The following is a 25,110-nucleotide window of genomic DNA, read 5'->3' on the forward strand; positions in this document are numbered from 1 at the left end:
TGCGGCTTTTTCGGAGGCGGCGACTCAGTGCGCAAACAGCGAGTTGCCCTTCTGCCCCGCCAGTTTCTCCGGTTTGATCAGGAAACGCGCCAGGGCCGGCAACAGCCACAGCGCACCGAACATGTTCCACAGCAACATGAAGGTCAGCATCAGACCCATGTCGGCCTGGAACTTGATGGCCGAGAAAATCCAGGTGCACACGCCGATCGCCAGACACAGGCCGGTGAATAGCACGGCTTTACCGGTGGACTTGAGGGTCTGGTAATAGGCTTCTTGCAACGGCAAACCGGCACGCAGGAAGCTCTCCAGGCGGCTGTAGATGTAGATGCCGTAGTCCACGCCAATCCCCACGCCGAGGGCCACCACCGGCAAGGTCGCGACCTTGACGCCGATGCCCATGAATGCCATCAGCGCGTTGCCCAGCACCGAGGTCAGCACCAGCGGCAGCACGATGCACAGCGTCGCGGCCCAGGAGCGGAAGGTGATCATGCACATGGTCGCCACGCACAGGTACACCAGGATCAGGATGGTCAGTTCCGACTCCTTGATCACTTCGTTGGTGGCCGCTTCGATCCCGGCGTTACCGGCGGCGAGGATGAATTCCAGGCCGTCCTTGTTGTTTTCCCTGGCAAAGTCCTGCACGGCATGCACCGCACGGTCGAGGGTCTCGGCCTTGTGGTCGTTGAGGAACACCAGCACCGGCGCCAGGGAACAGTTGTTGTTGTACAGGCCATCGGCACGGGCGATGGAGTTGTTCAGCACATCCGGGTTGCGCGACAGGGTTTCCCATTTCAGGTTGCCCTCGTTCATGCCCTTGATCATCTGCTTGGACACGGTCACCAGCGAAATCGCCGACTGCACGCCCTCGGTGTTCTGCATCTTCCACATCAGTTGGTCGATGGGCGCCATGGCTTCATAGCGCGAGCAACCTTCGGCCTTCGTCTTGACCATCACCACCAGCACGTCGGAACTGGTGGAGTAATTGCTGATGATGAAGTTGTTGTCCTTGTTGTAGCGCGAGTCCGGGCGCAACTCCGGCGCCCCCTGGTCAAGGTCGCCGATCTTCAGGTTCTGGCTGTACCAGAGGCCGCCGCCAAAGGCGACAAGCGCCAGGGCGATGGAGATCGGCGCGACTTTCGGGTTGGCAAAATTCGACAGCAGGCGCCAGAACGAATGTTCGCGATTCGCGTCTTTCTTGCTCTTGGCGATGGCGCGCTTGCTGATACCGACATAGGAGATCGCTACCGGCAACAGGATCAGGTTGGTAAACACGATCACCGCCACGCCGATGGACGCGCCGATCGCCAGTTCACGGATTACACCGATGTCGATGATCAACAGCGTGATGAAGCCCACGGCGTCGGCCAGGATTGCGATCATCCCCGGCAGGAACAGTTGCCGAAAGGTGCGCCGGGCGGCGGTCAGCGCGTTGTCCGCCTCGCTGGACTGCAGCGCGATGCCGTTGATCTTCTGCACGCCGTGAGAGATCCCGATGGCGAAGATCAGGAACGGCACCAGCATCGAATAGGGATCAAGGCCGAAACCGAAGAAGTGCATCAACCCCAGCTGCCAGATCACCGCCACCAGCGTGGTGCTCAACACGGCGACTGTGCTGCGCAGGCAGTTGGTGAACCACAGCAGCAGGATCAGGGTGATAACGAACGCGATGCCGAAGAACATCACCACCATGACCAGGCCGTCGATCAGGTCACCGACCTTCTTGGCGAAGCCGACGATGTGGATCTTGACGTTGGGGTTCTGGGCTTCGAACTTGTCGCGGATCTTGTCTTCCAGTTCGTGGGAGAACTTGCGGTAGTCCAGGGCCAGCAACTTGCCCTGGTCCTGCGGGTCCGGGTAGGACTCCAACAGCGGGATGTCGACAATGCTCGACTTGAAATCGTTGGCCACCAGTCGCCCGACCTGGCCAGACTTGAGCACGTTGTTGCGCAGTTGATCGAGACTTTCCGGCGAGCCGTTGTAGCTCTGCGGGATCACTTCACCGCCGGCAAACCCCTCTTCGGTCACTTCGGTCCAGCGTACGCTGGGGCTCCACAGCGACTTGAGCCCCGAACGATCGACGCCGGAGATGTAGAACACCTCGTCGTTGATCTGCCGCAGAGTCTCCATGTACTCCCTGGTAAAAATATCACCGTCCCTGGCCTCCACCGAGATGCGCACCGTATTGCCCAGGTTGGCCAGGTCGTTGCGGTGTTCCATCATCTTTTCGATGAAGGGGTGCTTGAGGGGGATCATCTTTTCAAAGCTGGTGGACGGGCGTATCAACGTTGCCTGCCAGAACAGGAAAATACTCACCAGCAGGCAGATCACGATCACTGCCGGGCGGTTGTTGAAGATCAGGCGCTCAAGAAAGGTCGCTTTATCGTTGTGATGACTGCTCATGGTTCCCCGCCTTCTTCTTATTTTGGCTCTTTATTTCAGGAGCAGTTCGGCGCCAGTCGGCGTGGCAACCCGCACCCCACCCTGCCCGGCCAGAATCAAGTTGCCGTTGCCGGCCGCCGTGACGGACGACAGCGAAATCCGGTCCGGACGGTTGAACACGCTGAAGGTCAGCCCATCGTCATGGCTGACCACCACACTGCCGCCGTTGCCCACCACGACGATGGCACCGTCATCCAGCAACGCCGCGCCCGACAAACCAAACTCCAGCGCTCCCCGCGCCGCGTTCAATTCGACCTGTTCCCAGGTACTGCCGAAATCCGTGGAGCGGTACAGGTTGCCGCGCAAGCCGTAGGCCAACAGCGTTTGCGCTTGGGCGGTGCCGATCACGCCAAACAACGAACCCTCGTAGGGGCCTTCGAGTTTTTCCCAGGTCTGGCCGTCGTCACTGGAGCGGAACATGCTGCCCTGCTCGCCGACGATGAACAGGCCGGCATCCTTGATGTGGGCAATGGCGTTGAGGTGATACTGGTCTTCGTTGTCGAGGCGGTCGCTGACGTCATTCCAGGTCTTGCCACCGTCGGTGGTTTCAATCAGCGCACCGTAGGCGCCCACGGCCAGGCCGTGGTTCGCGTCGTTGAACCACACATCGAGTAGAGGCGCTTCGCGCTTGAGGTCCTGATACTGCTGGCTCCAGGTCGCGCCGCCGTCGGTGCTGGCGAGGATCTGTGCATCGTGGCCGACCGCCCAGCCTTGCTTGTCATCGACAAAAAACACCGCCGTGAGCAATTGCCGGGTGGGGACTTTGGCTTGGGTCCAGGTGCTGCCCTGGTCGTCCGAATAGAGGATGTGCCCGCGATCACCGACCGCCACCAGGCGCTTGCCTGCGTGGACCACGTCGATCATCAGGCCCTTGGCGGCCTTGGGGGATTCAATCGCAAAAGTGGTATCGCCGGCGGCCTGGACGGAGGTCGACAACGCGGCTGACGCTACCCCCAGTCCAAACAGCGAGAGCGCTGCGGCCAGCATCGCAACCCTGCGTGCGGCGCGTGGGCGGCAGACAACCCAACCCATGACAGGCTCACTCATAGACCCTTCTCCCATTTATTATTGTTATCGCTCGCCTTCCGGGGCCTTGGAACCTGCAATCTAGAGCGCCTGGAGGAAGCAGGGGCCATCCTATCGGGCTTTCGAATCGTCTGACAATCGGCGCTACGTTATCTTTTGTTAACTGAAGGCATTTGGCCCCATGGTGAATGTAGCTGCATTCGCCGGGGTGATTGCCAGCGCACAAATGAATTTTTATTCCATCTATTGAATTTAAGGAATTTTTATTCCATTAATAGCCTTCCTGAAAACAATAATCCAAAGGACCACGGCGATGCGTGAACTCGGAATCGGCTTGATCGGCACAGGCTTCATGGGCCGCGCCCATGCATTGGCATTCAATAACGCCCGTGCGGTATTCGAACTGCCGGTACACCTCAAGCTGGCCGCCCTGGCCGATGCCGACAGCGAACGCGCCCGGCGCTGTGCCACCGCCTGGGGGTTTACCCAGGCCCATGGCGATTGGCAGGCGCTGATCAATGATCCGAGCGTCGATGTGGTGGCTATCACCACGCCCAACCATTTGCACTATCCCATGGCCATGGCCGCGATAGCCGCGGGCAAGGCGGTGTACTGCGAAAAACCCCTGGCCGTGAGCCTGGAACAGGCCGACGCCATGCGCCGCGCCGCCAGTGCCGCCGGGGTGGTGACGCGGGTCGGCTACAACTACCAGCACAACCCGATGATCACACTGGCGCGGCAGATGATAGCCAGCGGCGAGCTCGGCGAAATCATCAGCTTCCAGGGCGAGTTCAGCGAGGACTTCATGGCCGACCCGGCCTCCCCGTGGTCATGGCGGTGCGAAGTCGAACATGCCGGTGGCGCCCTGGCGGACCTGGGCAGTCATTTGTTGTCGATGGCCCGTTATCTGGTGGGGGATGTGCTGAGCGTGTGCGCCGACACCCAGACCGTCCATGGCCAGCGCCCTGCCGTCAAAGGCAGCGCCGAGCTGAGATCCATCGCCGTGGATGACCAGGTGCATGCCCTGCTGCGTTTCGCCAATGGCGCACGTGGCACCGTCAGCAGCAGTTGGCTCAAGCACGGCTACAAGAACCACCTGAGTTTCGAGATCAGCGGGACGCAAGGCACCCTGGCGTTCGATCAGGAACGCTTGAATGAATTGCAGGTGTGCCGCGTGGGTCAGGAGGGGTTCCAGCGTTTGCTCGCCGGCCCTGCCCTGCCGGGTTATGCGGCGTTCAGCCCGGCGGCGGGGCATCAACTGGGGTACAACGAACTGAAGACGCTGGAGGTGCAGGAGTTGATTCTGGCGCTGGCAGGCCAAGGTGCGGATGGCACGGACTTTGAAGCAGCGTGGGAGGTTGAGCGACTGGCAACGGCGATTCGCGTGGCGGCCAAAGAAGAGCGCTGGGTAACCGTGAACGCCGTCTGAAACACAGCACAGGTCGATTGTGGGAGGGTGCTTGCCCCCTCCCACATTCGGATCATAGACAATTCGAGGTCAGCGCAAGGCCCGGCGCAGTACTTTGCCGACGGTGGTCTTGGGCAGTTCAGTGCTACGGAACTCCACGAACTTGGGCACCTTGTACCCTGTCAGGTACTCCCGGCAATGCGCCAGAATCTGCTCCTGCGTGAGGTTCGGGTCCTTGCGCACCACGATGATTTTCACCCTCTCCCCCGTCACGCCATCTTCCACCCCAATCGCCGCCACTTCGCCCACGCCTGGATGCAGCGCCACCACATCCTCGATTTCATTGGGGTACACGTTGAAGCCCGAGACCAGGATCATGTCCTTCTTGCGGTCCACCAGGCGGATATAGCCGCGCTCGTCCATTACGCCGATATCGCCGGTCGACAGCCAGCCGTCGGCGTCCAGCACCTCGGCGGTCGCCTCAGGGCGTTTCCAGTAGCCCTGCATCACCTGCGGCCCGCGCACTTGCAGTTCGCCCTGCTCGCCGATGTCGGCCAGTTCGCCGTCTTCGCGCATGAAGCGCACCCAGGTCGACGGCAAGGGCACGCCGATGCTGCCGGTGAACTCCATCTCACGCATGCGCGCAATGTTGATCGGGCTGATGCTCACCACCGGCGAACACTCGGTCAGGCCGTAGCCTTCGATGATCGGCAGCCCGGTGACTTCTTTCCAGCGCTTGGCCACCGCCGTGTGGGTGGCCATGCCGCCGGCGATCACCATGCGCAGGTCGGAAAAGTCCCGCGCACAGAACTCCTTGTTCTCCAGCAAGCCGTTGAACAATGTGTTGACCCCGGCAATGCCGTTGAAACGCTCCTTGCGCAGGATCATCTGCACCCGTTTCACGTCCCGTGGGTTGGCGATCAGGATGTTGCGCCCGCCCAGGCACATGAACATCAGGCAATTCACCGTCAGGGAAAAGATGTGGTACAGCGGCAGCAAGGTGACGTTGGTTTCCTGCTTGTCCTGGTCCAGTTGGTCCCCCACCCACGCCTTGGCCTGCAGCAGGTTGGCGATGATATTGCGGTGGCTGAGCATCACGCCCTTGGCGTCGCCGGTGGTGCCGCCGGTGTATTGCAGAAACGCCAGGTCGTCCAGATGCATCCCCACTGGAAAATGGTTGAGTGCCCGCCCCTGTTTCAGCACTTGGTTGAAGCGCACCGAACCGCGCAGGTTGAACGCCGGCACCTGTTTTTGCACACGGCGCAGGATGAAATTCATCGCTGCGCCCTTGAAGGTGCCGAGCAGGTCACCGATGGCCGCGATCACCACGCGCTTGACGCTGCTGCCGGTGATGACTTTTTCCAGGGTGTGGGCGAAGTTCTCGAAAATCACCACGGTTTCTGCGCCGCTGTCCTTGAGCAGATGCTTGAGCTCATGGGCGGTGTACAGCGGGTTGACATTGACCACTACCGCACCGGCCAGGATCGTGCCCAACAGGCAGATCGGGTACTGCAAGCAGTTGGGCATCATCAGCGCCACGCGGTCGCCCTGTTTGACCCCCTGCCCCTGCAGCCAGGCCGCAAAAGCGTAGCCTTGCACCTGCCAGTCGGCATAGGTCATTTCGGTGCCGATGCTGACGTACGCGACCCGCTCGCGAAACTTATCCAGGTGCTCCAGGAACACCTCGCGCAACGACGGATAGTCCTCGATACCGGCATCGATATCCGCCGGGACGCCAGGCAGGTAAGCGTTCAACCAGACCCGTTCGGTGTGTTCCAGGCTTACAGCGTTCATGGCAGTCTCCTTGTTGTTGTTTTTGATAGAGCTACTTTTCGACGATGGCGGTAATGCCCAGCCCGCCCGCCGCGCAGATGGAAATCAGGCCGCGCCCACCCCCGTTCTCGTGAATGAGCTTGGCCAGCGCCGCCAGTTGGCGGCCACCGGTGGCCGCAAACGGGTGGCCGCAACCGAGTGAGCCACCGTTGACGTTCATTTTTGCGCGGTCAATAGCCCCCAGCGGTGCCTCCAGGCCTAGGCGCTCGCGGCAATAATCGGCGTCTTCCCAGGCCTTGAGCGTGCACAGCACCTGAGCGGCAAAGGCTTCGTGGATCTCGAAGAAATCAAAGTCGTTGAAGCTCAAACCTTCACGCTGGAGCATGCGCGGCACTGCGTAGGCCGGGGCCATCAACAGGCCTTCGGTGCCGTCGACGAAGTTCACCGCGGCGGTTTCGCCGGTACGCAGGTAGGCCAGCACCGGCCAGCCGTGTTCGGCGGCCCACGCCTCGCTGGCCAATAACACCACCGAAGCGCCATCGGTCAGCGGCGTGGAATTGCCCGCCGTGAGCGTGCCGTCCTGGCGGTCGTAGGCCGGGGCCAGGCCGGCGAGTTTCTCCAGGCTGGCGTCGGCGCGCAGGTTGTTGTCCTTTGCCAGCCCGCGATGGGGGCTGATCAGATCGTCGAAGAAGCCGCGCTTGTAGGCCGCTTCCAGGCGCTGATGGCTGGTGAGGGTCAACTCATCCTGGGCCAGTCGCTTGATCTGCCAGCGCTTGGCCATTGCTTCGCAGTGCTCGCCCATGGACAAGCCAGTGCGTGGCTCGCCATTGCGCGGCAGCAATGGTTTGAAGAACATCGACGGCCGAACCTTGAGCAACGTCTTGAACTTGGCGCCCATGCCCTTGGCGCGGTTGGCAGCGAGCAAGGTGTGGCGCAGGGATTCGTTGATGCCGATCGGTGCGTCGGAGGTGGTATCGGAACCGCCAGCAACGCCCACCTCGATCTGGCCCAGGGCGATTTTGTTCGCCACCAGCAAGGCCGCTTCCAGGCCGGTGCCGCAGGCTTGCTGCACGTCGTAGGCCGGCGTGTCCGGGGACAAGGTGGTAGAGAGCAACGACTCACGTGCCAGGTTGAAATCCCGCGAGTGCTTGATCACCGCCCCGGCCGCAAACTCACCGAGGCGCTGGCCGTGCAGGTTGTAACGGTCGACCAGGCCCTGCAAGGCGGCCACCATCAGGTCCTGGTTGCTGTCGTGGGCGTACACCGTGTTGGAGCGGGCAAACGGGATGCGGTTGCCGCCGATAATCGCCACGCGGCGAGCCGGCGGCGGGTTGAAGCTGTAGTCACTCATCGAACGCTCTCATTCCAAATGAATAGGCCACGCATATGGGGCTTGTCGCCAGCGAAGTTGCGCACTTCGAATTCACGGCGCGGGCCGGTCACGGGGCGATTCCACAGCGCTACCTGGCCGGGCAGGAAGACCGGCAGCTTGAAGTCGCAATGGGCCTCGGCCTGGTCCAGCCCGCCGGGCGGTTGCTGGGCGGCGAGCGCCCGGCCCAGGGTCCACATGCCATGGGCGATGGCGCGGCGGAAACCGAAGAGTTTCGCGCCGATCAGCGAGGTGTGAATCGGGTTGAAATCCCCCGACACTTTGGCAAAACGCCGGCCCAGGTCGGCGGGCAACACCCAGCGTTGGGTGCGCAACAGACCCTCCTCCTGCAACGGCAACACGTCGTCCCACGGCTGGCCGACCGGGTCCTTGACGTCCCGGCGCAGGTACAGGCTGTCGCTCTCCCAGACCAGGGTGTCGGCGCCGTAGGCACGGGTGGCGATGCTCAGCGCCTGGCCTTTGGGATGGGCGACCCAGCGCTCGGCGTACACCTCCAGGCGCAACGCCTGGCCCGGGTGCAGGCGCTGGTGCTGGCGAATGCGATTGGCCAGGTGCACCATGCCACTGGCCGGGTACGGGAAGCTTGGGCGCGTGAGCAGCATCAGGTGCAGCGGGAACGCCAGCACATGGGGATAGGACAACGGCACACCCTGCTCGCGGCGAAAACCGCAGGCGCGGCCATAGGCCTCAATGCCGGCGCCGGACAACTCGGCCGCCGCGCGCACCAGGCGCTCCCTGGGCAGCACCGGTGCGCCGCCGAGTTTGGGTTTGCGCAAGGCGCGCACGCCATCCAGCAGCAAGCGGGTGCGCGATGGCGGCGGGTCGATAATCTGCGTCACATAGTCCATGGCTCAGGCCCCCAGCAGGCTTTGCCCGCACACGCGTACAACCTGGCCATTGACCCCGCCGGAAGCCGGGTGTGCCAGCCAGGCGATGGTCTCGGCCACATCAATCGGCTGACCGCCCTGGGACATCGAGTTCATGCGCCGCCCCGCTTCACGGATCATCAGCGGGATTTTTGCGGTCATCTGGGTCTCGATGAACCCGGGCGCCACCGCATTCACCGTGACCTGCTGCGCCGCTGCATGGGGTGCCAGGCCTTGCACCAGGCCAATCACACCGGCCTTGGAGGTGGCGTAATTGCTCTGACCGAGGTTGCCGGCGATGCCGGAGATCGACGACACGCACACGATGCGCCCGCCGGGATTGAGCCCCTGGTTGTCCAGCAACGCCTGGCTCAGTTGCAACGGTGCGTCGAGGTTGACGGCCAATACGCTGCGCCACGCCGCCTCGGGCATTTTGGCGATGGTTTTATCACGGGTGATCCCGGCGTTGTGCACCACCACATCAAACCCGCCGTATTGGCTGGTGTGGGCCTGCAACAAGCCGGCAGCGTCCGGGGCAGTGATGTCCAGCGGCAACGCGGAACCGCCAACGCTGGTGGCGGCTTGCTGCAATGCGTCTTGCGCCTGGGGCACGTCCACGCACACCACATGCGCGCCCTCCCGGGCTAACACCTGGGCAATCGCCAGGCCGATGCCACGGGAAGCGCCGGTGACCAGGGCGCGGCGGCCGGCGAAGGGTTTGTCCCAGTTGACCGTGACCTGGCCATCTACCGGTTGTTCCAAGCGCACCACTTGCCCGGACACATAGGCCGAGCGGCGCGACAGGAAGAAACGCAGGCTGCTGTCCAGCGCGCCTGCGACACCAGGCGCCACGTAGATCAACTGCACGGTGATCGCCCGGCGCAGCTCCTTGGCCAGCGAACGCACCAGTCCCTCGAGGGCGCGTTGGGCGATGGCCTGGGGCAAGTCCTGGCAATGTTCCGGCGCAGTGCCGAGCACCACCACACGGCCATGGTGGCCGATGCGTTTGGCGTTGGCGTGGAAGAATTCATACAGCTCGTCCAGCTGCTGCAGACTGGCCACGGCGCTGGCGTCAAACACTGCGCCCTGCACCTTGACCGTGGACGGTGCCTTGGGCGTGGCCGGGGTGGCCGTGACCGTGTCGGTGCCCGCGAACACACGCTGCACTTCAGTGGTCAGGCGCCCTGCCCCAGCGACGATCACCGGGTTGACCAGCCCGTGCTGGCCGCTGCGATGGCGTTGCAGCGGCAACGGTTGCGGTAAACCCATGGCCTGGGCCAGGCGACGGCCCCAGGGGGAATTGACGAACGAGAGGTAGCTGTCACTCATAGATAGATTCACTCACCACACATACATGCCGTGTAAACCCGGTCTGTGTGGGAGGGGATTGCCCCTCCCACATTGATTGGTTTTTTTCCTAATTGACCGAGGCGTTTTCACTTTGGCTGGCGCGACGTTTCGTCGTCGGCTCCAGCGCTTGCTTGCGCTGTTGCAACGCCTCCAGCAAGCCGAAGTCCTGCGGGAAGTCGTCCACCTGAATGCCGTGGTCGGCGTATTCCACATAACGCCCGAGCAAGGTGTCTTCATCGTCGCTGATCAGGTCCAGTGCCCGCGCCTTGACGCGCCAGGTCGTGAACGCCGTGGCGGAGATCGGCATCGGCTCGATCAGGCCCTGCTTGACGGCGGATTTGAGCCGGGCCTCGATCAGCTCCACTTGCGGCAACAGGCGAAAGCCCAATTCGCCATAGGCCAGCTTGTCGATTTCCGGACGCGGAATGTAGGAATTGGCCAGCAGGCGATCGCGGGTTTCCCCCGGCGTCTGCACCACATCGGCCACCTGGGCCAGCAGGCGGTCCGACGGTTTGCGCAGCGGGATGCCGAAGGGAAACGTCAAGGCCTTCAGCACGGAGGCGGCGGCTTTCGACGGGTAATTGTCGAGCACTTCGGCCAGTGCTTCATGGGCGCGCAGCAAGGCGTCCTGGGCCGCCCAGTGCACCAGCGGCAAATCCGCCTGGGGCCGGCCGTCATCCTCGAAGCGCTTGAGCACGCAGGACAGGATGTACAGCTGCGACAGAATATCCCCCAGGCGCCCGGTGATACTTTCCTTGCGCTTGAGGGCTCCGCCCAGCACGCCCATGGAAATGTCCGAGACCAATGCCAGCACCACCGACAGGCGATTGGCCTGGCGGTAGTAGGACGCCAGCGCGGGGTCGGTCTTGGCGGGAGCAGAAATCAGCCGGCCGCCTGTAAGGGAATGCACCACCGCACGCACGGTGTTGGCCAGCACAAAACTCACATGGCCGAACATGGCACTGTCGAATGCTTCCAGCGCCTTGCGCCGATCAGGGTTGCGCGCCGCTTCCATCTCGCGGAACACATAGGGATGGCAACGGATCAGGCCCTGGCCAAAGATGATCAGGCAGCGCGTCATGATGTTCGCGCCTTCCACCGTAATGGCGATGGGGCTTTGCTGATAGGCGCGGGCCAGGAAGTTATTCGGGCCCATGCAGATGCCTTTGCCGGCGACGATGTCCATGCCGTCATTGACGATGATCCGCGCCCGTTCGGTAACGTGGTACTTGGCAATGGCCGAGATCACCGAAGGTTTTTCACCGGCATCCAGGGATGCTACCGACACCTTACGCACCGCATCACAGGCATACAGGTGCCCGGCCATGCGCGCCAAGGGCGCCTGTACCCCCTCGAACTTGCCGATGGGCAGGCCGAACTGTTTACGCATCGCCGCATACGCGGTCGTGCCGCGCACCGCGACCTTGCCCAGGCCGACGTTGGCCGATGGCAGGGAAATCGCGCGCCCGGCGGCCAGGCATTCCATCAGCATGCGCCAGCCGTTGCCGACTTGTTCGCGCCCGCCGATCACCCATTCCAGCGGAATGAACACATCCTTGCCGGTGGTAGGACCGTTCTGGAACACGGCGTTGAGTGGCCAATGGCGGCGACCGCTGTTGACGCCTGGGTGAGACGTAGGAATCAACGCGCAGGTGATGCCCAGCGAACCCGGCGCCCCCAGCAGCCCGTCCGGGTCTTCTGCGCGAAACGCCAGGCCGAGTACCGTGGCGATCGGACCAAGGGTGATATAGCGCTTGTCCCAGGTCACCCGGAAGCCCAGCACTTCCTCGCCTTCATGCATCCCTTTGCAGACGATGCCCAGATCGGGAATCGCCCCGGCATCGGAGCCGGCATACGGGCTGGTCAGGGCAAAGCACGGGATGTCTTCCCCCCGTGCCAGACGCGGCAGGTAGTAATTGCGCTGGGCGTCGGTGCCGTAGTGCAGCAGCAGTTCGGCCGGGCCGAGGGAATTGGGCACCATCACCGAAATCGCCGCCGCCGAGCAGCGCGTCGACAGCTTCATCACCACCTGCGAGTGCGCATAGTGGGAAAAGCCTTTGCCGCCGTACTGCTTGGGAATGATCATGCCGAGGAACCCGGCGTCCTTGGTGTATTGCCAGCCCTCGGGGGACATGTCCTGCCAGACCTGGGTGGTTTCCCAATCGTTGGCGATGTCGCACAGGGTTTCCACTTCGTTGTCGAGGAAGGCCTGCTCTTCGGCGCTCAAGCTGGCGGGCGCGGCTTGCAACAGGCGCTGCCAGTCAGGCTTGCCGCTGAACAGCTCGGCGTCCCACCACACGGTGCCAGACTCGATGGCCGCGCGCTCGGTGTCGGACATGGCGGGCATGATTGTACGAAACAGCGCCAGAGCCTTGCTGGTGAGCAAGGTGCGGCGCAGGGGTTTGATGGTCATCAGCACTGCAGGCAGAAGCACCAGGAGCGCCGCGACGGTCATGCCGAAACCGGCGACCACGTTGAACAGATAACCGACTGCCAGCCAGATCAGGCCAGCGCCCAGCCAGTGAATGGCAGCGGCTTGTCGATACGCCAGGGCAATCGCAGCTGCGACACCCACCAATAACCAGATAACCATGGGGATACCTCTACTCGATCAGGGCGTGGCAAACACTATGCAGCTCGAAATGAGCGGCGGCGTAAAGCCACACTACAAACTCGGAAAAGCAAATTCAAATTTTATTTTGAAATTTTTATTTAATTAATTGGCGAAAAAATAGCGGCTGAACCCGTCAGCCTGCTCAAGTGATAGTGAAGAGCTCATCACTCCTGAATAGGAGGACGCTCACAGATAAGGGCAGCAAGATGCGCTTGATGCCCTTCTCCATCATCCTCTTAACGTCAGAACGCGTAGGTTGCCGAGAGACTGACCACATCGCCCGACGATTCTGCTTTACCGTCGAGGCTGGCGCCCCCCAGGCGATCGACGTTCTTGGTCTTCAGCTTGACCTCCTGTACGAACTGGTGGGAGTAGGCCACGTCAAAACTCAAGCCCTTGATCGCTTTCACATCGTACCCGGCTCCGAGTGAGAGGAAGGTGCGGTCGCCGTCCGGAATCCGTGGATCACGGGTCGAATTACGCGTTGGCGTCTGGTCAATAGCGACACCGGCACGCAGGGTCAACTCATCGGTAGCGCGGAAGTCGCCACCGACCGAATACATCCACGTATCTTTGTAGTTGTAAGGAATAGAGACGATATTGATATCGCCAGACTTCAGCGTGAGATCCTTGAACGATGACCATTGCGTCCACACCACACTCGCGCCCAAGGTGAAGCGGTCGTTGAATTGGTGCACCCAGTCAAAGCCAGCCGTGGCCGGAATATCGAGCTGGGTGCTGGCATGGGCACCATCGGGGAACAGTTTTAGGCCTGGGTAAGCCACTTCAACCAATGTTCCGTTGCCACCTATCGGGCTGGGTTGGGTCATCAAGGCATTGTTATACGCGTCCGCCCGAATATTGTACTTGCCCGTCATCTTGTTCTTGATCTTGGCATGATAGTTAAGGCCCAAGGTGTCTTGATCAGTCGGTTTCCAGGTCACACCGGTAAACCAGCCTGTCGAAATATTGTCGACCTTGACCCGCATCAGCGCGCCCCCCACGCCTGAGGGAAATTGGACACCACTCAGCTCAGGGCTGTTGGAAAGGGAAGCCGCGGAAAACAAATCGATGTTCTGGCTCACAAAACCTTTGCTGTGCTGAACAATCAAACCGCCACCAATGGAAAACTGATCATTGACCTTGAATGAAAGAGAGCCTGTCAACCCAACGGTTTCGATCTTTGTATCTACGGCAAAATCACGGAATTTGGAGTCCTCATTCCATGTCGAACGCATGCCTTGGGGCACCACCTGGCTCAAACCGAAAGCGAAGCGGTCGCCAAGTGGCATTACCATGAACCCTGTCGGCAACCACGCCGTAAACCCGCCTTGTCCCCCATCGTTGTTGTTCACCGCAGCCGCCGATATATCGGGAAAACCGTTGTCCCCAATTGGGATATTGGCAATAGGGTCGCCTTTGTAATCATTGGCGCTCCCCTTGTATTTGATCTTGATGCGCGCGTAATCGACCGTAAACTGCGCAACGTTATGTTCTACGAAAGCCATGGCTGCCGGGTTGTTGTACGCAGAACTCGGATCGTTCTTGAACAACGAACCGCCAGCAAAGGCCCGACCCCAACCAGGTGCCCCATAAGTAGGCGTAGAGAAACCGCCGGCGTGTACAGGCGCGGCAGCCATCACCCCTCCCATTAATGCCAAGCCCAGCAGAACCTGTACCTGTTGTTTTTTATTATTCATACGGCACTCCTTATTGTTATCTCACTGAGTCGGCCCCAGCCGACTCGTGTTGCTACTTGGTTTTCCTGATTTGCTGTGCATCCCGCTCAGGGAAGCACGGTAATACCTGGGGCCACGGCGCCTAGGCTGACAATGGTGCAGCCACCTGTAAGTGGCTGGTTGCTCGCGCCCACACTCAAGCCGCCAGGTGTATTAGCCAGCGAGACAGAGACGGTGGATGGAGCACAATGAGTCGCAGGCCACGCGGGAGAGGTCGTCGCGTAGGTCAAGGCCATGCCGGTGATTTGACCAGTGGCGATGCTGGTAGGCGTCAACCGCCAGGGTAAATCAGTGGGCTGATACAGGGCACAGATCGCCCCTCCGGAAAGTGACACGGTGTTGATTTTCAGCCCTGCACCCTCTGGCTCCACCACGCCTGTAAATGCGAAGCTGCAGTTGACCGCAGCTCCAAATGTCGACGCGGATTTAATGGTTATAGTCCCGCCCGAACTGGTCGTTAAAATCGCGCCGGGTGGACTGAAAGACGCCGCATTGGCAACCGCTCCCAGGCCAAGACACAACACTATCGAGCCTGCCTTTACGAGTGCTATCAAACTCTTCATTACCTTTTCTTCCCTGTGTGACGGTTGATATGAGCGTGAACTGTTATTCAAGGAATAAAAATAGCGTTGGACACTTCGACACTCATCTATACCACCGTACCGCCGCCAGCCGGCATTTGATGGGTTGCTGAAACATCAAGACCATCGGGGCCATTGCCAATACTCACGTTAATAGGCGGCCATCGGCACTGCCACAGAACTAAATCAAGCAAACAAACACGTGCGATCACAGTCGTCTTTTGCACTTGACGTATTCCTCTCTGAACTAATGACAGCGTTCACTCGGTATAAATGGACACTCCACGTTCAAGGGAACACCTGGCGCCCCTCAACAAGCGCCTCAACAGAGACGCTTGTCTTCTTAAGGGGTGATCAGCCCTTTGTTCTCAAACAACCATCAAGGAACAATGGTCAACGTCGGCGATGGGGTGACGCTCAGGCTCACCACGGTGCAACTGCCACTCAGGGTCTGGTTGGCAGCGGTCAGCACACCACCGCTGTAGCCCACGGTTATAGTCGAAGGGCCGCAATTGGAGGCTGGGTACAGAATCGAGCTGGCGATGGTATAGCCGACGTTTGTCACCGAACCGGCGGCAGGGCCCGTGGCAGTCAGGGTCCAAGGCAAACCGGTGATCTTCGGCAGCGCGCACAGGCCGCCACCGGTGACCGCGACGCCAGTGATCTTGGCCACGCCTGTCGCATCGACATTCCCGGTAAACGTGGCACCACAGTTAACGGTGGCCTGGAAGGACGAAGGCGACTTCACCGAGATGGTGCCTGGCGCGGTGAAGCTCGTGTTTACAGGACTGATGCTGTACGCGTTCGCCATCGAAGCAGCACCCATGCAAACAGCCAAAGCAGACAACGATACGAGGGTTTTCAAGCTTTTCATTGTTTTTCCTCACATGTTATGGCGAAGTCATTTCGCCGGGGGTAATGGCCATGAACGAGAGGTCACGGTGAATCTGCAGAACTTCCCTTTCCAGCCAAATTTCAATTCAATTACCGCTGTAACATCCGACGGTTATTCAACAACTTTGAAGTTCGGCGGCATCTTGATCGACACCGTCTTGATCTTGCAGTCTTCGCCAATGGGTACATTGGCGGCTTCCAACTTGCCGGTGGCGTTATCCCAAGTGCCATCAGCCGTCGAAGGTCCGCACTTTCCGCCCAGACCGAATGCATGCACGTCCACGCTGATCTTCGACATGGAACCACTCTTGGTGTCTTTGGCGACTAACACCCACGGCAAGTTGATGGCTTCCACGCGGCTGCACTTGAGGCCGCCGTCGAATTCCACTTTGTCGACATTCACCGAAGAACCATCGGCCGCGACCTTGCCGGCCACCTTGATGGTGCAGTCGGCGCTGATCAGCGCACCCTTGGAGAAGCTGATGGGGCCTTGGGCGGTAAAGGCGCTGCCCGCCGGCTCGATGCGCGCAGCCTGGGCCTGGTGATAGGCAATCAGGCCCAGCGCGGCCAATACGATGTGAGTGGTGAACTTGGCAGGTGATTGCATGGTGTACGTCCTTCCCTTTAATTATTTTTGTTCGGGTCAAACCACTGTATTGCAACTCGTTTTGTAAACCTTGGGCAAAAGCAGCCTGCGCGGCACGCAGGCCCCGAGTACGCCAACAACCGGTTACTTGAACTTAGAACGGCTTGGCGCTGTTACTGTACTTCTCCAGGTACTTCAACCGCTGTGAGGGCTGAAGGTTGGTCAGGGTGATATCCCCGGCGTAATGATTGAGTACGCGATGATCCATGCGCCGCCGCCACAAGTACGGTACATAGGCCCAGACAATCATGCTCGCGTAGCCATAAGGGAGTTGAGGTGACTCATCAAAGTGGCGCAACGATTGATAACTACGGGTCGGGTTGGCATGGTGATCAGAGTGCCGTTGAAGTTGGAACAGAAAGATATTGGTGACAATACGGTTACTGTTCCATGAATGCCGTGGCGAGCAACGTTCATAACGACCATTGGGCAACTTCTGGCGCTTGAGGCCGTAGTGCTCCACATAATTCACTACTTCCAGCAGCGAGAAGCCGTAGATACCCTGGATGATCAGGAACGGAATCACCGCCGCGCCCAACCAGGCGATCATCGCGCCCCATAAGACCACGCTGTACATCCAGGCGCTGAGTACGCCGTTCTGCCAGTGCCAGGCCGGCAGACCAAGCTTGCGCAGGCGTTCGCGCTCCAGGTTCCACGCCGAGCGGGCGCTGAACCACACCGAGCGTGGCAGGAAGGCCCAGAAGCTCTCGCCCAACCGCGAGCTGGCCGGATCTTCCGGCGTCGCCACACGCACGTGATGGCCACGGTTATGCTCGGTGTAGAAGTGCCCGTAGAAGGTCGGTGCCAGGGTGACCTTGGCCAGGAACACTTCCAGCGGGTTGGGCTTGTGCCCCAATTCATGGGCCGTGTTGATCGCGATGCCAGTGGCGGCGCCGGTCGACATGGCCATGCCCAGGTAGGTGAACCAGCTCGGTTCGCCATGCAGTTGAGTACGTGCGGTGATGTAACTGGCGGCGTGGGACAGCCAGCTGGACGGCTCCAGGTTCGCGGCAGCCTGCAACAGGCCACCCTGGATGATCCAGTCGATTCCGCCCGCGGCGAGCCAGCCGGTGATCACCACCGAGGAGATGACAAACACCACGCCGGTGTAGACGATCCAGCGATAGTAGCTTTGTGATTCGAGGTGGCCGACAGCGGATTCGGGCGGGTTGCTCACGTCTTCACCGAGCAAGCCATCGATCAATGGGATCAGGCCGAAGATGACCAGTACACCGACCCACCAGAGTTGCTGGGTACCGGTGCTGATGGCCAGTGCGCCGGAGAGCAACGGAGTGGCCAGGGGCAGGATGCCCAGCCACCACAGGTGACGCTTGCCGTCGGTCCAGATGCTTGGGGCTGCCAGGGTCTGATTCATGGCAGCCTCCGTGTCATGGGGGCAGGAAACAGGTTCAGGGAGCGCTGAGTGCTCCAGGAAATCAACCATGCGATAAAAGACGTTTTTTTCATTTTTATTCGCTCTTAGGCATTTCAAAAATCATTTCAAAATAAACATTGAAATATTTTTTTAAAGAAATAGCGCGGAATCGTTAGGTCGTCAACTACTTTTTCGAAGCCTTTTTTACGTGACCGGGCAGTCTCTTTTTCAGCTGTTTGGTCAGGTCTCTAGGGCAAGCATTTCGGACGGTCCAACCCGCAACGAGGGCCACGATTATTTGTTCGCCAAGGCAAACGGCGGGTGCAGGATCGCGGCGGTTTGTGCTGGCCGCGCACGCTTGGCCAACTGCTGCACCGCTTCCGCCACCCGTTCGGTGGCGGTGATCGGCAGCATATGCCCGCGCCCCTCCACCACTTGCAGCTTCAGGCCGGGCACCTTGTCGGCCAGGGCCTGGCCGTGTTTGCGAAAGTCCAGCACCTTGTCCCGTGCGCCGTAGATCAGGCTGATGGGCAGCGTCAGCTGCGGGTAGCGCTTGACCATGTCCGGCAGGTGGTCGTTGACCAGGGCGATCTCGCTGGAGGCCGCATAGAAGTTGTCAGGACGCATGCCCAACAGGCCGCCGCCACGGGTGGCGAAGTCCTGCGGGGCACTGTCCGGTGCGAACACGCCCTTGACCACCGAGCGTCTTGTCAACAGGCCCATGGGAACCGTCAGGGTGCGCGACACCCAGCGCCTGAGCCAGGCAGGCCGCACGGCCAGTGACCAGAACACCAGTGGCAAGGTCGGTTGCGGGTGCGTCAAGGGCGCCACCAGTATCAGCCCCGACACCGCATGGGGATGGTCGAGGGCCAGCGCCAGGGAAATCGCCCCACCGAGGGAATGCCCCAGCACCAGCGGTTTATCCAGGCCCAACGTATTGATAAAAGCCGCCACCTGACGCGCCTGGGCCGGCAAGTCTGCGGCAGTGCCTTTATGGCGCGTGGAATAGCCCGACCCCGGTCGGTCGAGGCTGATCACGCGAAAGTGCTCGCGCAACTGACCGGACAAGGCATAGGTCAGGTTGCGACTGCTGCCCATCAGGCCGTGAATCATCACCAGCGGCGGCCCCTTGCCTTCCTCGTAATAATGAAAGCGCTCGCCGTTCACCTCCAGAAAGCGTCCGTTGATCGGAACGGCGGCTTCGATACGCCGCGTCATCCACGTACTGAATCCCCACAACACGGCGCTCGCGCCTACCAACACAGCCGCAGCGATAACCCATTCAACAGCCATAGCTCGGTCCTCTGCATCCCTGCTGCCGGCGACCTGACCGGAATTGATCAAGGCCTCGGCCATCGTCCACACCCTGGACCCGAACGGCGTGCCTGTCCGTCGGACAAATGGCACATGAGGAACCTGGGACTAGCGTAGGCGATATTTTCAGGTAGATTATTTAAAATCTTTTTTAAAATAAGTAATTCAATTTTTCTTTGCAATGGTGTTCTATCCAAAAGACAAAACAAGAAAGGAGCACATCCGATGCCCACGAGGGACTGCTTATGAATGCCCAGAGTGATTCAATCGACATCGCCATCATCGGTTCCGGCTTTGCCGGCCTGTGCATGGCGATCAAGCTCAAGGAAGCCGGGTTCACCGACTTCTTTATCGCCGAACAGGCCGACACCCTCGGCGGCACCTGGCGGGACAATCATTACCCGGGCTGCGCCTGTGATGTGCAGTCCCATGTGTATTCGTTTTCCTTCGCGCCCAACCCGGCCTGGACGCGGCAGTTCGCGCCGCAGGCGGAGATCCGTGCGTACCTGGAGCAATGCGCCACGCGCTTTGGATTGGCGCCCTATCTGCGCTTCGGCATGGGCCTGGAGCGGGCGGTGTTCGACGAGCACCTGCAACGCTGGCAATTGAGCTTCAGCGGTGGCCGCCAGGTCAGTGCGCGGGTGCTGGTGTCGGGCATGGGCGGCCTGTCGCGTCCGGCGTTACCGGATATTCCGGGGCTCGATCATTTCAAGGGCAAGCGCTTCCACTCCCAGCAGTGGGACCATGAATACTCCTTGAAAGGCAAACGCGTCGCGGTGATCGGCACCGGCGCCAGTGCCATTCAGTTCGTACCGCAGATCGCGCCGCAAGTGGCCCACCTGGACCTGTTCCAGCGCACGCCACCGTGGATCATGCCCAAGCCCGACCGGGCGATTACGCCTTTCGAGCGCTGGCTGTTCAAGCACCTGCCCTTCACTCAGCGCTTGGTGCGCGGTGCTTTCTACTGGGCGCTGGAAGGCCGCGTGGTGGGCTTTGCCCTGCACCCAAGACTGATGAAAATGGTGCAGAAAATCGCCCTGCGTCATCTGCACAAACAAGTAGCCCGCCCATCCCTGCGCAAGACTCTGACCCCGGACTACACCATCGGCTGCAAACGCGTGCTGATCTCCAACGACTACTACCCCGCCTTGTCGCGCAGCAATGTCGAGGTGGTCACCGATCGCGTGCTGCGCATCGAAGCCGACGGCGTGATCACCGCCGACGGCATCAAGCACCCGGCCGATTGCCTGATCTTCGGCACCGGTTTCCAGGCCAGCGATCCCCTGCCCCGCGACTGCATCATCGGGCGCGGCGGTGTGGACCTGATGGACACCTGGCAAGACGGCGCCCATGCCTACAAGGGCACCACGGTGCCTGGCTATCCCAACCTGTTCCTGATCGTCGGGCCCAACACTGGCTTGGGGCATAACTCTATGATCCTGATGATCGAAGCCCAGGTGACTTACATCATGGGTGCCCTCCAGCACATGCAGCGGCACCGCATCGCCACGGTGGACGTCAAGGCGGCCGTGGAAAGCGCCTACAACCAACAGTTGCAAGCCAAGCTCAAGCGCACCATCTGGAACACCGGCGGTTGCCAGAGCTGGTACCTCGACCCTCGCACCGGCAGGAACACCACCTTGTGGCCCGGCTCGACCTGGCGCTTCAAGCAGGTCACCCGCCAGTTTGCGCTCAAGGATTACGTGGTCGACCAGTTGCCGGTCAACCTGCCCAGCCGCCCCGTGCCGGCCCCCCACTCCACCCCGGAGGGCAGCCTGTCATGAAGTCATTCAATGGCCGCGTAGCGGCAATTACCGGCGCCGCATCCGGCATGGGCCGCGCCCTGGCATTGGCCCTGGCGCGTGAAGGTTGCCACCTGGCGCTGGCAGATAAAAACAGCCAGGGGCTGGAGCAGACCCTGGCGCTGATCAAGACCTCGACCCTGGCCCCCGTGTCGGTCACCACCCAGGTACTGGATGTGTCCGATCGCCAGGCCATGGAGGAGTGGGCCGCACGCTGCGTGGCCGATCACGGCCAGGTCAACCTGGTGTTCAACAATGCCGGGGTGGCTCTGTCGAGCACGGTTGAAGGCGTGGACTATGCCGACCTGGAATGGATCGTCGGTATCAACTTCTGGGGCGTGGTGCACGGCACCAAAGCATTTCTGCCATACCTGAAAGCCTCGGGCGAAGGCCATGTGATCAATACGTCCAGCGTATTCGGTCTGTTCGCCCAGCCCGGCATGAGCGGCTATAACGCCACCAAGTTCGCGGTGCGCGGTTTCACCGAATCCCTGCGCCAGGAACTGGACCTGCAACGCTGCGGCGTGTCGGCCACCTGCGTGCACCCCGGTGGCATCCGCACCGATATCTGCCGCAGCAGCCGTATCGACGCGAACATGACGGGCTTCCTGATCCACAGCGAACAGCAGGCCCGCGCCGATTTCGAAAAGCTGTTCATCACCGACGCCGACCAGGCCGCCAAAGTGATCCTGCACGGCGTGCGCAAAAACAAGCGCCGCGTGCTGATCGGCCGCGACGCGTATTTCCTCGACCTGCTCGCCCGTTGCCTGCCCTCGGCCTATCAAGCCCTGGTGGTGTTCGCCAGCAAGCGCATGGCGCCCAAGCCGCGCACGCCGGTATTTGAAACCAACGACGAGCCCCACCTCTGAACAGGAGCACGCACTATGTTGCCGATCCGCCGTGACATCCATTTCGCCCTGCCCGCCGAGCGCATCAAGGACTGGCATGAACAGGGCCCGTTCATCACCCATTTCTTCAATGCCCTGTCGCTGCTGTTTCCCCAGGGCGAGCTGTTTTTCATGGACAGCGTGCGCCACTATCGCCAGGACATCGACGACCCTGCGCTTAAAAAAGAGATCCAGGGGTTCATCGGCCAGGAGGCCATGCACAGCCGCGAACACGTGGCCTACAACGACTTGCTGCAAGCCGCCGGGTTGCCGGCACATACGCTGGACCGGCGCTTGAAGTTCATCCTCGACTGGCAGAAAAAACACCTGCCTGCGTCCTTCAACCTGGCGGTGACCATTGCCCTTGAACACTACACGGCGATGCTGGCCGAAATCCTGTTGAGCGACCCGTCGCGCTTCGGCAATTCGCTCAAGGGCTATCAGCAGATGTGGTATTGGCACGCCCTGGAAGAAACCGAACACAAGGCCGTGGCGTTCGATGTATGGAACCGCGTGATCAAGCCCGGCCCCAAGCGCTATCTGCTGCGCACCGGCACCATGCTGACCACCACGGTGTTCTTCTGGCTGGTGGTGTTCGACTTTCACCTGCGCCTGCTGATTGCCGACCGCAAGTCGGGTGGGCACCTCAAGGGTTTCTGGCGCATGTTGAAGTTTCTGTATGGGCCGAAGGGTGTTTTCCCACGAATGCTGGTGCCGTGGCTGCACTACTTCAAACCCGGCTTTCACCCCTGGGACCACGACAATCGGGCGCGCCTGGCCGGGATCGATGGCCTGGTCGAGGAGATCGAGCAGACCCAGCGCGGGTATTAAGCCTGCGCCAAGGCGGCGCGTTCGCGTACGAACCCTTCCAACTGATCGCCCGGCAGCGCCTTGCTGAAATACCAGCCCTGGATAATCAATTCGGTGCCGGTATTCAGGAAGGCCAACTGCTCGGCAGTCTCCACCCCTTCCACCACCACGCCCAGGTTCAGCGCCTCACAGAAGCGCAGCATGCCGGTCATCACCTGGGCGCCCTTGGGGTCATGCTGGGCCACCACGAAGCTGCGGTCGATCTTGATGAAGTCCACCGGGAACTGGTGCAGGTAACTCAGGGCCGAAAAGCCGGTGCCGAAGTCGTCGATATACACCTTGGCACCGATGGCCTGCAGCTTCTGGATAGTCTGGCGCGTGACCTGGATATCACTGACCAGGGCATCCTCAGTGATCTCGACCGATACGTGCCCATGGGCCTGGGCCAGAATCTCCACCAGGCGTTCGCCGAAGGCGGCGTCGGTCAGCGTCGCGCTGGAAATATTGATGGTCATCGGCAGGGCAAAACCGAGTTTCTGCCACTTCTGGTACTGGCGAACCGCCTGGGATGCTACCCACACATCCACATCCGGCATCAACCGCGCCTGGGCCAGCCATTGCAGGAATTCCCACGGCGAATGCACCGTGCCCTGGGCGTCGCGGGCCCGCATCAGCGCTTCACACCCGGTGCACAGGCCTGTGCGGGTCGAGACCTGCGGCTGGAATTCGAGGTAGAACTCATAGTCGCTGATCTGCTGGATGCGGCTCAGTTCCACGGCCTGGCGCGCCAGGGTCTTGTGGGAGGCAAGTACCGGGTCCAGCTCGCGCAGCCGGCCCTTTTCTTCAAGGCCACGGAAGGTCATGTCCAGGGACTTGAGGTACACCGTGCCCCCTTCACTGGCCTGGCGATGGATCGCCCGCACATACGGCGCGTACACCAGGGTGCCCAGGCCCAGCAGCGCCACTTGCAGCGCCACCGCCGCCAGGTCGCCGTGGGTACTCAGATAGGCATTGAGCAGCACCGGCGCGGTGAACGGCACGCTGACCACCGCCGGCGACACCCAGCCCATCTGCACCACCGTCAACGCCAGCATGGCATTCAACGCCGGGACGATCAGAAACGGTATGAACAAACGCGGGTTGAGGATGATCGGCAAGCCGAACAGCAGCACCTCGCTGACGTTGAACAGTGACAGCGGCAGGCTCGCCACCGCCAACAAGCGCATGGACTGGCTCCTGGAGAACAGCAGGATGGCCAGCAACAGGCACAATGCACCGCCCGAGCCACCGATAAACGCAAAGCTGCCCAACAGGCCACTGTTCAACACATATTTGACCGGCTCGCCCGCCGCCAGGGCCGTGCTGTTCAGCACCACGACCTGGTCCAGTACATCGAACAGCGGTTGCATGGCGTACACGCCGTGGATGCCGAAAAACCACAGCAGCGAATTCATCAGGGTCACGAACAGGCCGCTGCCGTAGGGCGACTCCAGCGCGTCCAGCACCTGGGGGCCTTGCAACTGCGCCACATACGGAATCTGCAGCAACAAGGACAGCACCACCACCAATGCCAGGGCGGTGATAGCGCCTGGCAGCACCATATTGATCGTGCCCCGCAGGTTGTGCCCCACCAGGTCTTCGTTGACCAGACGGGTCCAGCGGTAGCGGTGCAGCCAGGCAATTGCGGGAACGTTCAACAGCGGCGAGGCAATGGCGATAAACAGCACAAAGGTGGCCGAGGCCCTGGGGTAGTCCCGCAGGATGAATGTCGCCACCACCACATGGGCCAGGCACAGGAATGCCACGGGCAATTGGGGCAGGCGATGCTGGATCGCCAGCATGTAACCGATGGACGCGGCCACCAGCAGCGGGATCACGGAACTGATCTGGTTGTGCAGGCCGGCGAGGAACGCCACCACCTGCGCGTGGAAGCCAAGGACGCGAGCACATTCCGACAGAATCAGAAAGCCCGCCGAGACCAGCAGACAAGGCAGGATCCACAACAGCCCTTCGCGGATCGCCCGCAGCGATTCAGTGCTGGCCAACGCAGCCAGGCGTTGGGTGAAGAAAAGCTTGAACAGCGTTTGCGCCATGACCCATCCCTCTGCCCATCGCCCACTGTCCCTGCAAGGCAGGGCTGGAAGCACCGGCTAACGCTACACGTCCTGGCCCAATGAGCGAAAGCCTTTTGCCATT

The 25,110-nt window shown here is 61.0% G+C and carries 18 protein-coding genes; 4 read left to right on the top strand and 14 right to left on the bottom strand.

The features are described 5' to 3' along the window. Positions 1-24: 24 nt before the first annotated feature. Both BM017_RS11695 and BM017_RS11700 read right to left on the bottom strand, forming a co-directional pair. Positions 25-2,400 (bottom strand): efflux RND transporter permease subunit, encoded by a 2,376-nt coding sequence (locus BM017_RS11695; RefSeq protein WP_092244229.1) that lies wholly within the window; start codon positions 2,398-2,400, stop codon positions 25-27. Positions 2,401-2,430: 30 nt separating this feature from the next. Continuing rightward, positions 2,431-3,471, bottom strand: a complete 1,041-nt coding sequence (locus BM017_RS11700; protein WP_092244232.1) for a WD40/YVTN/BNR-like repeat-containing protein — start codon at positions 3,469-3,471, stop codon at positions 2,431-2,433. Between the two features lie 307 nt (positions 3,472-3,778). Between BM017_RS11700 and BM017_RS11705 the strand changes: the two genes are divergently transcribed. Further along, complete coding sequence (locus tag BM017_RS11705; protein WP_092244235.1) at positions 3,779-4,894, top strand: Gfo/Idh/MocA family protein; 1,116 nt, start codon at positions 3,779-3,781, stop codon at positions 4,892-4,894. A 69-nt stretch (positions 4,895-4,963) separates the two neighbouring features. Here the strand turns inward: BM017_RS11705 and BM017_RS11710 are convergent, their stop codons facing one another. From BM017_RS11710 to BM017_RS11760, 11 genes are all read right to left on the bottom strand, one after another. Next, complete coding sequence (locus tag BM017_RS11710) at positions 4,964-6,667, bottom strand: AMP-binding protein (RefSeq protein ID WP_071487964.1); 1,704 nt, start codon at positions 6,665-6,667, stop codon at positions 4,964-4,966. Positions 6,668-6,698: 31 nt separating this feature from the next. Further along, the gene (locus tag BM017_RS11715; RefSeq protein ID WP_092244238.1) at positions 6,699-7,997 is read right to left on the bottom strand and encodes an acetyl-CoA C-acetyltransferase; all 1,299 of its coding nucleotides are present in this window, start codon (positions 7,995-7,997) and stop codon (positions 6,699-6,701) included. Beyond that, positions 7,994-8,884, bottom strand: coding sequence for a MaoC/PaaZ C-terminal domain-containing protein (locus BM017_RS11720; protein WP_092244241.1), 891 nt, complete (start codon positions 8,882-8,884; stop codon positions 7,994-7,996). Before BM017_RS11720 ends, BM017_RS11715 begins: the two co-directional genes overlap by 4 nt. Before the next feature lie 3 nt (positions 8,885-8,887). Further along, positions 8,888-10,231, bottom strand: coding sequence for a 3-oxoacyl-ACP reductase (locus BM017_RS11725; protein WP_092244244.1), 1,344 nt, complete (start codon positions 10,229-10,231; stop codon positions 8,888-8,890). 88 nt (positions 10,232-10,319) lie between these two features. Beyond that, complete coding sequence (locus BM017_RS11730; protein ID WP_092244247.1) at positions 10,320-12,845, bottom strand: acyl-CoA dehydrogenase; 2,526 nt, start codon at positions 12,843-12,845, stop codon at positions 10,320-10,322. 263 nt (positions 12,846-13,108) lie between these two features. Continuing rightward, positions 13,109-14,566 carry an outer membrane protein transport protein gene (locus tag BM017_RS11735; protein ID WP_092244250.1) on the bottom strand — a complete coding sequence of 486 codons (1,458 nt, stop codon included), beginning with the start codon at positions 14,564-14,566 and terminating at the stop codon, positions 13,109-13,111. Between the two features lie 86 nt (positions 14,567-14,652). Then, positions 14,653-15,168, bottom strand: coding sequence for an alkane oxidation protein activator PraB (praB, locus tag BM017_RS29520; RefSeq protein ID WP_092244253.1), 516 nt, complete (start codon positions 15,166-15,168; stop codon positions 14,653-14,655). A gap of 397 nt (positions 15,169-15,565) precedes the next feature. Further along, complete coding sequence (gene praB, locus BM017_RS11745; RefSeq protein WP_071487970.1) at positions 15,566-16,060, bottom strand: alkane oxidation protein activator PraB; 495 nt, start codon at positions 16,058-16,060, stop codon at positions 15,566-15,568. 132 nt (positions 16,061-16,192) lie between these two features. Beyond that, positions 16,193-16,687: an alkane oxidation protein activator PraA gene (gene praA / locus BM017_RS11750; RefSeq protein WP_071487971.1), complete on the bottom strand. Its 495-nt coding sequence runs from the start codon at positions 16,685-16,687 to the stop codon at positions 16,193-16,195. A 133-nt stretch (positions 16,688-16,820) separates the two neighbouring features. Further along, on the bottom strand, positions 16,821-18,101 hold the full coding sequence (locus BM017_RS11755; RefSeq protein WP_092244256.1) for an alkane 1-monooxygenase: 1,281 nt from the start codon (positions 18,099-18,101) through the stop codon (positions 16,821-16,823). Positions 18,102-18,395: 294 nt separating this feature from the next. Further along, a complete protein-coding gene (locus tag BM017_RS11760) occupies positions 18,396-19,394 on the bottom strand; it encodes an alpha/beta fold hydrolase (RefSeq protein WP_170856066.1) in 999 nt (332 codons plus the stop codon). A gap of 266 nt (positions 19,395-19,660) precedes the next feature. Here BM017_RS11760 and BM017_RS11765 point away from each other — a divergent pair, with 266 nt between their 5' ends. The 3 genes from BM017_RS11765 to BM017_RS11775 are packed head-to-tail and all read left to right on the top strand — an operon-like array spanning position 19,661 to position 22,935. Continuing rightward, the gene (locus BM017_RS11765; RefSeq protein ID WP_092244262.1) at positions 19,661-21,199 is read left to right on the top strand and encodes a flavin-containing monooxygenase; all 1,539 of its coding nucleotides are present in this window, start codon (positions 19,661-19,663) and stop codon (positions 21,197-21,199) included. Continuing rightward, a complete protein-coding gene (locus BM017_RS11770) occupies positions 21,196-22,086 on the top strand; it encodes an SDR family NAD(P)-dependent oxidoreductase (protein ID WP_071487974.1) in 891 nt (296 codons plus the stop codon). The genes BM017_RS11765 and BM017_RS11770 overlap by 4 nt, the downstream gene beginning before the upstream one ends. A gap of 15 nt (positions 22,087-22,101) precedes the next feature. Further along, a complete protein-coding gene (locus BM017_RS11775; RefSeq protein ID WP_092244265.1) occupies positions 22,102-22,935 on the top strand; it encodes a metal-dependent hydrolase in 834 nt (277 codons plus the stop codon). On the opposite strand, the gene BM017_RS11780 is transcribed toward BM017_RS11775, so the two are convergent. Continuing rightward, positions 22,932-25,007, bottom strand: coding sequence for an EAL domain-containing protein (locus BM017_RS11780; RefSeq protein WP_092244268.1), 2,076 nt, complete (start codon positions 25,005-25,007; stop codon positions 22,932-22,934). The two genes, BM017_RS11775 and BM017_RS11780, sit on opposite strands and share 4 nt — an antisense overlap. Positions 25,008-25,110 lie beyond the last annotated feature (103 nt).

It is taken from the genome of Pseudomonas sp. NFPP04 (assembly GCF_900113815.1).
GTDB classification, from domain to species: Bacteria; Pseudomonadota; Gammaproteobacteria; order Pseudomonadales; family Pseudomonadaceae; genus Aquipseudomonas; species Aquipseudomonas extremorientalis.